General features: G+C 68.2%; 10 protein-coding genes and 1 other RNA gene. 8 read left to right on the top strand and 3 right to left on the bottom strand.

Translation table 11 applies throughout. The features are described 5' to 3' along the window. Window positions 1-427: 427 nt before the first annotated feature. Window positions 428-2272, bottom strand: coding sequence for an ABC transporter ATP-binding protein (locus SJH88_RS16970; protein ID WP_274755158.1), 1845 nt, complete (start codon window positions 2270-2272; stop codon window positions 428-430). 230 nt (window positions 2273-2502) lie between these two features. Continuing rightward, window positions 2503-3423 carry a cysteine synthase A gene (gene cysK, locus SJH88_RS16965; RefSeq protein WP_274755157.1) on the bottom strand — a complete coding sequence of 307 codons (921 nt, stop codon included), beginning with the start codon at window positions 3421-3423 and terminating at the stop codon, window positions 2503-2505. A gap of 185 nt (window positions 3424-3608) precedes the next feature. On the opposite strand from cysK, the gene SJH88_RS16960 reads away from it, so the two are divergent. The 4 genes from SJH88_RS16960 to SJH88_RS16945 all read left to right on the top strand — a co-directional run bounded on the left by SJH88_RS16960 (window position 3609) and on the right by SJH88_RS16945 (window position 6760). Beyond that, window positions 3609-3779, top strand: a complete 171-nt coding sequence (locus SJH88_RS16960) for a hypothetical protein (RefSeq protein ID WP_210930285.1) — start codon at window positions 3609-3611, stop codon at window positions 3777-3779. 34 nt (window positions 3780-3813) lie between these two features. Further along, an RNA gene (gene rnpB / locus SJH88_RS16955) (RNase P RNA component class A) lies at window positions 3814-4151 on the top strand. Between the two features lie 184 nt (window positions 4152-4335). Further along, window positions 4336-6015: an MBL fold metallo-hydrolase gene (locus SJH88_RS16950; protein ID WP_274755156.1), complete on the top strand. Its 1680-nt coding sequence runs from the start codon at window positions 4336-4338 to the stop codon at window positions 6013-6015. Then, window positions 6002-6760, top strand: coding sequence for an RNA pseudouridine synthase (locus tag SJH88_RS16945; protein WP_042411481.1), 759 nt, complete (start codon window positions 6002-6004; stop codon window positions 6758-6760). Before SJH88_RS16950 ends, SJH88_RS16945 begins: the two co-directional genes overlap by 14 nt. Before the next feature lie 66 nt (window positions 6761-6826). Here the strand turns inward: SJH88_RS16945 and SJH88_RS16940 are convergent, their stop codons facing one another. Further along, window positions 6827-7216 carry a DoxX family protein gene (locus SJH88_RS16940; RefSeq protein ID WP_154163829.1) on the bottom strand — a complete coding sequence of 130 codons (390 nt, stop codon included), beginning with the start codon at window positions 7214-7216 and terminating at the stop codon, window positions 6827-6829. Between the two features lie 277 nt (window positions 7217-7493). On the opposite strand from SJH88_RS16940, the gene SJH88_RS16935 reads away from it, so the two are divergent. The 4 genes from SJH88_RS16935 to SJH88_RS16920 all read left to right on the top strand — a co-directional run. Beyond that, on the top strand, window positions 7494-8084 hold the full coding sequence (locus SJH88_RS16935; RefSeq protein ID WP_042411478.1) for a BPSL1445 family SYLF domain-containing lipoprotein: 591 nt from the start codon (window positions 7494-7496) through the stop codon (window positions 8082-8084). A gap of 201 nt (window positions 8085-8285) precedes the next feature. Then, window positions 8286-9164 (top strand): diaminopimelate epimerase, encoded by an 879-nt coding sequence (gene dapF, locus SJH88_RS16930; protein WP_154163828.1) that lies wholly within the window; start codon window positions 8286-8288, stop codon window positions 9162-9164. After that, a complete protein-coding gene (locus tag SJH88_RS16925) occupies window positions 9161-9865 on the top strand; it encodes a DUF484 family protein (protein WP_042411472.1) in 705 nt (234 codons plus the stop codon). Before dapF ends, SJH88_RS16925 begins: the two co-directional genes overlap by 4 nt. 10 nt (window positions 9866-9875) lie before the next feature. Further along, on the top strand, window positions 9876-10486 hold a 611-nt coding region (locus tag SJH88_RS16920), incomplete at its 3' end, for a site-specific integrase (protein ID WP_274755155.1).

Raw genomic sequence — 10486 nt, 5'->3', positions numbered from 1 at the left:
TGGGGTGCGGGCCGACGGCGCCGCAGCGGGGGCGGGAACGCGGCGTACGGCCGGAGCCGGGGGGCGTTCGATGGTGGCGTGCATGTGGTGTCCCTTGGGGTGAGTGCGGGCCGGTGCCCCCAGCCTGATATTGATGGGTGGCGCCAAACGGCCTCACATGCTAGGTAGACCGGGTCTAGACACGCTGCCGTTCATCGGCCCTGCGGGGCCGAATTTGTGCGGGATTTGTGCTGGATCAAGGGTTGGCGGCCGCTGCGTCTGCGGCCCGCCACGGTCTGCCCGGGGGCGCCTGGTGGGAGCCTGTATGCCCCCTGGGCCGGGGCCTGGCGATGCCGTTGTGCCCCCCTGTCGCACCACTGGTGCGCGCGCGCAATCCTTGCGGGCGCCACCCCGCGCCCCGGGCTGGGCGGCGGGGCAGTGCAGTGGCTCAGACCTCGCCTTCGGCCAGCTCGCTCAGGAAGCCGCCGCTCTGGTGGGTCCACAGCTTGGCGTAGATGCCGCCCAGCTGCAGCAGTTGCTGGTGCGTGCCGGCTTCCACGATGCGGCCCTGGTCCATGACGATCAGGCGGTCCATGGCAGCGATGGTCGACAGGCGGTGGGCGATGGCAATCACGGTCTTGCCATGCATCAGCTTGTCCAGGCTGTGCTGGATGGCGGCCTCGACCTCGCTGTCCAGCGCGCTGGTGGCCTCGTCCAGCAGCAGGATGGGCGCGTCCTTGAGCATGACGCGCGCAATCGCCACGCGCTGGCGCTGGCCGCCGGACAGCTTGACGCCGCGCTCGCCCACCTGGGCGTCGTAGCCGCTGCGGCCATGGCGATCGGTCAGGGTGTCGATGAACTCGGCCGCTTCGGCGCGTTCGGCGGCGGCGCGCATTTCGGCCTCGCTGGCGTCGGGGCGGCCGTAGAGGATGTTGTCGCGCATCGAGCGGTGCAGCAGCGAGGTGTCCTGCGTCACCATGCCGATGGCGCCGCGCAGGCTGTCCTGCGTGACCTGGGTGATGTCCTGGCCGTCGATGGTGATGCGGCCCGACTGCGCCTCATGGAAGCGCAGCAGCAGGTTCACCAGCGTGGACTTGCCGGCGCCGGAGCGGCCGATCAGGCCGATGCGCTCGCCGGGGCGGATGTGCAGGTTCAGCCCGTCGATGACCTGCTTGCCGCCGTCCTTGTAGGCAAAGTGCACGTCCTCGAAGGCGATGGCGCCCTGGGTGACGCGCAGCGGCTGGGCGTGGGGCGCATCGGTGATGGTGCGCGGCTTGGTCAGGGTGGTGATGCCGTCCTGGATGGTCCCCACGTTCTCGAACAGGCCCGTCATCTGCCACATCACCCAGTGCGAGTAGCCGGCGATGCGCAGCGCCATGGCGATCACCGCGGCGACCACGCCGGCACCGGTCTGGCCCTGGGCCCACAGCCACAGCGCCATGCTGGCGCTGCTCAGGATCAGCAGCGTGATCATGATGTGGTTGGTCAGCTCGAACAGGCTGACCAGGCGCATCTGTGCATAGCCGGTGCGCTTGAAGTCGTCCATGGCGCTGCGCGCGTACTCGGCCTCGCGGCGGGTGTGGGCGAACAGCTTGACGGTGGCGATGTTGGTGTAGGCGTCGGTGACGCGGCCGGTCATCAACGAGCGCGCATCGGCCTGCTGCTTGCCGATCTGGCCCAGGCGCGGCACGAAGTACCAGCAGGCGCCGGCATAGCTCAGCAGCCACAGGCCGAAGGGCAGCAGCAGCCAGGCGTCGAAGCTGCCGGCCAGGAGCAAGATGCTGAGGAAGTACACGGCCACGCCGACCAACACGTCGACGACGATGAACACCACCTCGCGCACCGCCAGCGCGGTCTGCATGATCTTGGTGGTGATGCGGCCGGCGAATTCGTCGGCGTAGAAGGACATGCTCTGCCCCAGCATCAGCCGGTGAAAGACCCAGCGCAGCCGCATCGGGAAGTTGATGGCCAGCACCTGGTGCATGACCATGGTGTGCAGTGCCAGCAGGCCGATGCTGCCCAGCAAGATGGCGGCAATGCCCAGCAGGCTGCCGTGCTGCTGCTGCCAGAAATCGCCCATGGGCGTGGCACTGAGCCAGTCGACCACCTGGCTCATGACGGCAAACAGAAAGGCTTCGTAGATAGACAGGGCCGCGCTGGTCAGCGTCAGCAGCACGATCCAGCCGCGCATGCCGCGCGTGCAGGCCCACAGAAAAGCGATGAAGCCCGCAGGGGGCAGTTGGGGATCTTCCGCCGGATAGGGCGGCACCCGTTTTTCAAAATATCCGAACAAGATGACTTCTCCTTGTGCCTTCGATGGTAGGCGGCAGGCATGCCCTCGGCAGGGCAAGGAGAATGAAAAATAAAAGTAAGAGCAGATGGCGCTTGTCCAGCCAGCGATTCAGAGCGAAAGCCTGGGGTTTGGGCCAGGGGTGTGCGCCAGCAGCTATAAAAAAAACCACCACACGCCGGTGTGGTGGTTGGGGGCGGCGGCCGTGCTGCGGGCCGCTGTGCGGGGGGGCTTCAGGCCGTGGGCAGGTAGCCTTCGACCGACAGGTAGCGCTCGCCCGTGTCGTAGGCAAAGCCCAGCATCTTGGCGCCGGCGGGCAGCTCGGGCAGCTTCTGGGCAATCGCCGCCAGCGTGGCGCCGGAGGAGATGCCAACCAGCAGCCCTTCCTCGCGGGCGGCACGGCGGCCGTATTCGCGCGCCGGCTCGGCCTCGACCTGGATCACGCCGTCCAGCAGGCTGGTGTCCAGGTTCTTGGGCACAAAGCCCGCGCCAATGCCCTGGATGGGGTGGGGCGCGGGGTTGCCGCCGGAGATCACGGGCGAGGCCGCGGGCTCCACGGCAAACACCTTCAGGTGCGGGAACTTGGCCTTGAGCACCTGGGCCACGCCGCTCAGGTGGCCGCCGGTGCCCACGCCGGTGATCAGCACGTCCAGGCCTTCGGGGAAGTCGGCCAGGATTTCCTGGGCCGTGGTGGCGGCGTGCACGGCCACGTTGGCGGGGTTTTCAAACTGCTGCGGGATCCAGGCGCCGGGCGTCTGCGCGGCCAACTCCTGGGCGCGTGCGATGGCGCCCTTCATGCCCTTTTCCTTGGGCGTCAGGTCGAAGCTGGCGCCGTAGGCCAGCATCAGGCGGCGGCGCTCGATGGACATGCTCTCGGGCATCACCAGGATCAGCTTGTAGCCCTTGACGGCGGCGACCAGGGCCAGGCCCACGCCGGTGTTGCCGCTGGTGGGCTCGATGATCACACCACCGGGCTTGAGCGCACCGGACTTTTCCGCATCCTCGACCATGGACAGGGCGATGCGGTCCTTGATGGAGCCGCCTGGGTTGCCGCGCTCCGACTTGATCCAGACGTTGGCGCCGGCGCCAAACACGCGGTGCATGCGGATGATGGGGGTGTTGCCGATGGTCTGCAGGACGTTGTCGAATTTCATGGCATCTCCTTGGGTGGATGAGGGCATAGGCTGCACATTCTGGCGCACTTGTTCATACCTCCGGCGATATGCATATGCCGGTCTGGATAAGCGCAGTGTTTCAGGCGGCCTTTGCGCCGCACTTCGATTTTGCGGGGCCATGGCGCATACTTTTTGCAGCACCAAAAAGAAGGAGGGCGTTGTCCATGTCACTTTTGCACATCAACATGGTGGCCATGACGGTGGTCTGTGTGTCACTGATGGTGGGCTTTTCCTACCGTGAAAGCCGCTGGGGCATCCTGCTGATGCAGCTGGCGGTGCTGGGCCTGATGGGGGTGATCGTCTACGACATCCGGGTGATTTCGGCGAGCACCTGAAAACGCCGGGCCCATGGACGATAATGGTGCCCGTGAAGTTCGCCAGACTGCCGCTGGTGCAAGCGTGGAAACACGGCACTGGAGGAACGTCCGGACTGCATAGGGCAGCGTAGCAGCTAACGGCTGTCCACCGTGAGGTGAGGATCAGAGCAACAGAGACGTAGTCGGGCAGGCGTACCGCAAGGTAAACCGGCCCGGGTGAAACGGGCAATCTCTACGCGCAGCAATACCAAGTAGGCACACGTTGACGGGGCCCCCGGAGTGTGCGGGTAGGTAGCATCGAGCCGGTGGGGCGACCCCCGGCCCAGAGTAATGGCAGTCACATGGGCGCAAGCCCATGCACAGAATCCGGCTTATCGGCGGACTTCACACTTTGCAGACACCCCGCAGGGCCCGGTCATCGACCGGGCCCTGTGCTTTTTGGGGGGACGTGCCACCCTTCGGCACCCCACACCCCGCACACCTGGCGGCGGTGCACGGCAGACCCGCACAAGGTCCTGGCGTTGTGCCCACGGGCGACAGCGCGCGGCCCGCGTCCGCATCAATAATGGGCGCCATGCTGCGACCCGAACAACTGCTCCACCCCCAGCGCGTGCCGGTCACGCCCCTGGAGGCTTCCACCCTGCTGCTGCTGCGCGACCGCCCCGAAGGGGGTTGGGAGGTGCTGATGACGCGCCGCTCCGACCAGGCCAGCTTCGTGCCCGGCGCCTACGTCTTTCCGGGCGGCGGCATCGAGGCCCAGGATGCCCAGGCCCACGCCCAGGTGGCGCACCGCGACGGCATGGCGCCCGGGGCGCTGACCGCCGCCATCGCCGCCCTGCGTGAAAGCCTGGAAGAGATGGGCCTGCTGCTGGCCGTGCATGCCGACGGACGGCCCGCCACCCAGGCCGATGTCGATGCCCTGGACCGCCACGCCCCGCTGTGGCCGCAGCTGGCGCAGCGCGGCCTGCGCCTGGACGTGCGCGGCGTCTGGCAGCTGGCGCACTGGACGGCCGACCGCAACCTGCCCAAGCGCTTTGCCGTGCCCTTCTTCGTGGCGCGCATGCCCGCCGGCCAGACCCCGGTGGCCGACGAGGCCGAGCAGTTCGAGCCGGTCTGGATCCAGCCGCAGCAGGCCCTGGACCGCCATGCCGCCGGGCAGATGCCCATGATCTTCCCCACGCTGCGCACCCTGGCGCGCTTGGCGCGCTACCCCAGCGTGCAGGCGGTGCTGGACGCCGTGGCCGCCGGGCCACTGTGGGCCAGCGCACCGCGCTCCGGCCTGCTGCGTGGCGAGCAGCACCGCTGCATGGAAGACGAAGCCCCGTTCGGTGAGCTGGCCATGGTCTGCCCCGATGGGCAGATCCTGCACCCGCTGGACTGGCAGAGCGAGCGCGCCGTGCCGCTGCGCAAGAACCTGTGGCGCCTGACGGCACCGAACGCGAATGTGATGACCGGCCCGGGCACCAACAGCTACCTGGTCGGCGAGGCGGCCACGGGCTTCATCGCCATCGATCCCGGCCCGGCCGATGCCGACCACGTGCAGCGCCTGTGGGAGGCCGCCGGGGGCGACGTGCGCCACATCGTCTGCACGCACTCGCACGCCGACCACTCCCCGGGAGCCTTCCTGCTGCAGGCGCTGTGCGTGCAGCAGGGGCGGGACAAGCCCTTGATCCATGGCCTGCCCTCGGCCCCGACGGCGCGTGCCAACAGCCAGTTCGTGCCCGATGTGGTGCTGCAAGATGGAGAGCGCATCACGCTCGCTCCGCTTGGGCCGGAGGCTGAAAAGGCCTCCAGCATCCGCCACACGCTGCGCGCCGTGCACACGCCGGGCCATGCGGCCAACCACCTGTGCCTGCTGCTGGAGGAGGACGCCCTGCTGTTCAGCGGCGACCACATCCTGAACGGCACCACGCCGGTCATCGACATCCCCGATGGCAACATGCGCGACTACCTCGATAGCCTAGACAAGCTGGCCGCGCTGTGTGCTGCGCAGGGTGTGGAGTTCGTGCTGCCAGCCCATGGCTATGTGCTGGGCGATGCGCAGGGCGTGATCGCCCGGCTCAAGGCCCACCGCCTGGCGCGCGAGGCCAAGGTGCTGGCTGCCATGCGCCAGCAGCCCGAGGGCTCGGTGCAGGACTGGGTGGCCCAGGCCTATGCCGACACGCCCACTGCGCTGTGGAAGCTGGCCGAAAGAAGCCTGATGGCGCACGTGGAACGCATTCGTGCTTTAGGCTTGCTGCATGTCACCGACTGAATTTCCCCACAACAACGACAACACCGTGCGCCTGTCCAAGCGATTGGCGGAGCAACTGCAGTGCTCGCGCAGCGAGGCGGAGCTGTACATCGAGGCCGGCGCCGTGCAGGTGGACGGCCAGACCGTCGAGCAAGCCGGCGCTCGCGTGGGCCCGGCGCAGGTCCTGACCGTCACCGCCGGTGCCAAGCCCGAACCGGTGCCCCCGGTCACCCTGCTGCTGCACAAGCCCGCCGGTTATTCGGTGCAGGCGGGCGGCCCGCGCAGCGCGCTGGACCTGCTGGTGCCGGAGCGCTGGAACCAGGGGGATACCCCGGCGCCCATCCGCCTGCTGCACAAGCATTTCCAGCACCTGGAGTGCCTGGAGCCGCTGCCCGTGCCCGCCAGCGGCCTGACCGTGTTCACCCAGGACCGGCGCGTGGCGCGCAAGCTGACCGAGGACGTGCTGTACCTGGAGCAGGAGTGCATCGCCCAGGTGCAGGGCCAGCTCGATGCCGAGGGGCTGGAGCGCCTGTGCAACGGCACGGCCATCCCCGGCAAGCGCCTGCCGCGCACCAAGGTCAGCTGGCAAAGCGACCACCACCTGCGCTTTGCGCTCAAGGGCATCTACCCCGAGGAGATCGAGGCCATGTGCGCCGGCGTGGGCTTGAAGCTGCTGGGCCTCAAGCGCCTGCGCATGGGGCGCATCTCCATGGCCAAGTTGGCCGAAGGGCAGTGGCGCTATGCCATGCCCTGGGAGCGTTTCTGATTCGGGGCGGCACACAGGCCCCGCACCCTCGCGCGCCCCGGGCGCGCTTTTTTATGCCTGACGGGCTTATTTGCTGCGGCTGTGGCTCATCGCCACGACCAGGGCGGTGATCAGGAAGAAGGCCTGCAACTCCAGCGCCCAGCCGCCGCTCTTGCTGATCTGCAGCCAGTGCGGGCCATGCACCAGCACCAGGGCCACCAGCATGTTGACGGCGATCAGCAGTGCGGCCGGCACCACGCACAGACCAACCAGCAGCAGCAGCGGGGCGATGACTTCGCCGATGAACACGCCATAGGCAAGGAAGGCGGGCAGCCCGGCCTTGACCACCAGGGCTTCAATGCCGGCAATGCCGCCGGTGATCTTGGCCCAGCCGTGGAACAGCAGGAGCACAGCCAGGGTGACGCGCAACAGCACCATGGCGGCCAGGGGATGGTGAAAATGTTTCCAGAAGCTCATGGCTGCCCAGCCTAAAGCATGCGGTGCGGGGATGGTCTGCGGGAAAACAGGGAAAAAACGGCTTTCTTGCTGCACTTGTGCGCGCATTCCGGCACCGATGGCAGACAGGCTGCCGGCTGGCTGTAGGTCGGCGGCGGGAACTGGACGGGGTGCGTGCCAGTCGGCTGTGCTGCGCCTAGGATGCTTGTCACCGCCCGCCACCCGGGACGCCGGCCAGACGGACACCGCCAGGGTGACGGGCAGGTTCCACAACGTTTTCACTGTCGAGGGGTTTCCTATGCAAAAGTCTTTTTCTGTGCGTTCCCTGGTGCTGGCGTCCGGCATGGCGGCAGCGGCCGTGGCGATGGTGGGCTGTACGACCACGGGCAACACCCAGGGCAAGGGGGCAGCGCCCTCCAGCCGTGCCGAGCTGGAGTCCCAGGCCACGGCGGCGCTCAACCGCCTGTACAGCGCCATGCCTGGCACCCGTGAGCTGGTGGCCAAGTCGCGCGGCGTGCTGGTGTGCCCGGCCGTGATCGGCGGCAGCTTCGTGATCGGTGCCGAGCACGGCAAGTGCGTGCTGCGCTCCAACGGCACCACGCGCGGCTACTACAGCACCACGGCGGCCTCGATCGGCTGGCAGGCGGGGGGCCAGTCCAAGGCCGTCATCTATGTGTTCAGCGCCCAGGATGCCTACAACAAGTTCTTGAACAGCGATGGCTGGTCCGTCGGGGCGGACGCCAATGTGGCCGTGGGCAAGGCCGGCGCCAATGGCGGCATCGACACCACCACGGCCAACGCGCCGGTCAGCAGCTACGTGTTGAACAACACCGGGCTGGAAGCCGGCGTGTCCGTCAACGGCAGCAAGATCAGCAAGATCAGCATGTAAGCGCCCCGTGCGGCACCCCCAAGACCGGCCCTGCCGGTCTTTTTTTATGCCGAACCGGGGGGCGGGCCGTGCTTTGTCCAGCAGGGTGCCTGCAGGGCCGGGTTTTGGGGGGTAGGATGCCGGGGTTTGGGTCCAGCGCATCCCCCGTGGGCGGGGTGCGCGCGGACCGCGCTGAAACCATTGCTCAACCGCTGCACTGCTATGCACATCCGCTTCACCAAAATGCAAGGCGCTGGCAACGACTTTGTCGTGCTCGACGAAACCCAGGGCCGCCTGGGGCTGACGCCGGCCCATTACCGCTTCCTGGCGGACCGCCATTTCGGCGTCGGGGCCGACCAGATCCTGACCGTGCGCCCCGCGCCCACCGAGGGGGTGGACTTTGAATACGTGATCCACAACGCCGATGGCGGTGAGGTGGAGCAATGCGGCAACGGTGCCCGCTGCTTTGCGCGCTTCGTGCACGACAAGGGCTTGACCCCCAAGACCGTGATCCGGGTGCAGACCCTGGCCGGTGTGATCGCGCCGGCGCTGGCCGCCGATGGCCGCGTCACGGTCAACATGGGCGCGCCCGTGCTGGAGCCAGCGCGTGTGCCGTTCGATGCCAGCGGGCTGCCCGAGCAGCGCCAGGGCCAGGCCCTGGTGTGGCCGCTGGCCCTGCAGGCACCGGCTCCGGTGTCCCAGGTGCAGGTGGTGGCCGTGTCCATGGGCAACCCCCACGCCGTGCAGCTGGTGCCGGACGTGGACACTGCCCCGGTGGCCACGGTCGGCCCGCAGGTCGAAACCCATGTGCGCTTTCCGCAGCGTGTCAACGCCGGCTTCATGCAGGTGCTGTCGCGCACGGCGGTCAAACTGCGCGTGTTCGAGCGTGGGGCCGGCGAGACGCTGGCTTGCGGCACCGGGGCATGCGCGGCGGTGGTTGCCGGTATCCTCCTGGGTGAACTGGATCACCGCGTGGACGTGCATACTCGCGGCGGCCTGCTGACCATCGAATGGGCCGGCGGCGCGCAGGATGCCGTGCTGATGACCGGCCCTGCCACCACCGTGTTTGAAGGCCAGATCCATCTTCCTGACGAACTATGAACAGCATCGATACACCCGCCATGAATGAAGCCAGCATTGCCGACTATTTGCTGCAGCACCCCGAGTTTTTTGAGCGCCATGCCGAAATGCTGACCAGCGTGCAGCTCAGCAGCGGTCATGGCCAGCGTGCCGTGAGCCTGCAGGAGCGCCAGGCGGAGATGCTGCGCGACAAGATCAAGGGGCTGGAGCAGCGCATCATGGAGATGGTGCGCAACAGCAGCGAGAACTCGGCCATCGCGCACAAGATCCACCGCTGGAGCTGTGCCCTGGCGGCGGTGTCCGACGTGCGCCAGCTGCCGCACGCGATTGCCGAAGGCATCCAGAAAGAGTTCGACGTGCCCCAGGTGGGCATCCGCGTCTGGGGCGTCGCCGGTCCCTACCTGGGCTCGATGTTCACCATGGGCGTCAGCGAGGACGCCAAGGCCTTCGCCACCTCGCTGACCATGCCGTTCTGCGGCCCCAACCTGGGCTTTGAGCCCACGGCCTGGCTGCCCAAGCCCGACGCGGTGCAGTCCCTGGCGCTGCTGACGCTGCGCGAAGGCCCCAACGACAGCCAGTCGCCCGCCTTCGGCCTGCTGGTGCTGGGTTCGACCGATCCGCTGCGCTTCGATGCCACCATGGGCACAGAATTCCTCTCGCGGATTGCCGAACAGGCCAGCGCCGCCCTGGGGCGCCTGCGCGTCATGCCTGCGGGCAACTGAGTCCCTCCGCATGGCCGACACCGCCGCGCTCGCGCCGCAGCTGCAGGCCTACCTGCAGCATGTGGCCAGCGAGCGGCGGCTGGCCGCGCGCACCGTTGCCCTGTACACCGAAGGCCTGCAGCAGCTGCAGGCCCTGGCGGCCGAGGCCGGGCCTGCGGTGCTGGCGCTGCAGCCCCAGCACATCCGCCGTTTCGTGGCCAGCCTGCACGCCAAGGGCCGGCATGGCCGCAGCATTGCGCTGTGGCTGTCGTGCTGGCGCGGCTTTTTCCGCTGGGCGGCCTGGCAGGGCTGGGTGGAGCGCAACCCCGTCGAGGGCATCCGCGCGCCGAAAACGCCCAAACCCCTGCCCAAGGCGCTGGGGGAGGACGCCGCCGTGCAGCTGGCGGACTACCGCAACCCGGAAGCCGACCCCTGGGAAGAAGCGCGCGACGCGGCCATGACCGAGCTGCTGTACAGCAGCGGCCTGCGCGTCAGCGAGCTGGCGAACCTGGATGTACAGGCCGGTGACGGCCTGGGCTGGCTGGACCTGCAGGCCGGCCTGGTGCATGTGACCGGCAAGGGCGGCAAGCGCCGCAGCGTGCCCGTGGGGGCGCCGGCGCGTGCCGCCGTGCAGCGCTGGCT

It is taken from the genome of Comamonas sp. GCA5 (assembly GCF_036541385.1).
Classification (GTDB): Bacteria; Pseudomonadota; Gammaproteobacteria; order Burkholderiales; family Burkholderiaceae_C; genus Comamonas; species Comamonas aquatica.
This window is presented reverse-complemented; position numbering and strand designations above follow the sequence as displayed.

Excerpts from the sequence above, each read along its gene's own strand:
- SJH88_RS16960 (WP_210930285.1), top strand. The coding sequence starts at position 3,609 with ATGTCACTTTTGCACATCAACATGGTGGCCATGACGGTGGTCTGTGTG.
- SJH88_RS16950 (WP_274755156.1), top strand. The coding sequence starts at position 4,336 with ATGCTGCGACCCGAACAACTGCTCCACCCCCAGCGCGTGCCGGTCACG.
- cysK (WP_274755157.1), bottom strand. The coding sequence starts at position 3,423 with ATGAAATTCGACAACGTCCTGCAGACCATCGGCAACACCCCCATCATC.
- SJH88_RS16925 (WP_042411472.1), top strand. The coding sequence starts at position 9,161 with ATGAACAGCATCGATACACCCGCCATGAATGAAGCCAGCATTGCCGAC.
- dapF (WP_154163828.1), top strand. The coding sequence starts at position 8,286 with ATGCACATCCGCTTCACCAAAATGCAAGGCGCTGGCAACGACTTTGTC.
- SJH88_RS16940 (WP_154163829.1), bottom strand. The coding sequence starts at position 7,216 with ATGAGCTTCTGGAAACATTTTCACCATCCCCTGGCCGCCATGGTGCTG.
- SJH88_RS16945 (WP_042411481.1), top strand. The coding sequence starts at position 6,002 with ATGTCACCGACTGAATTTCCCCACAACAACGACAACACCGTGCGCCTG.
- SJH88_RS16935 (WP_042411478.1), top strand. The coding sequence starts at position 7,494 with ATGCAAAAGTCTTTTTCTGTGCGTTCCCTGGTGCTGGCGTCCGGCATG.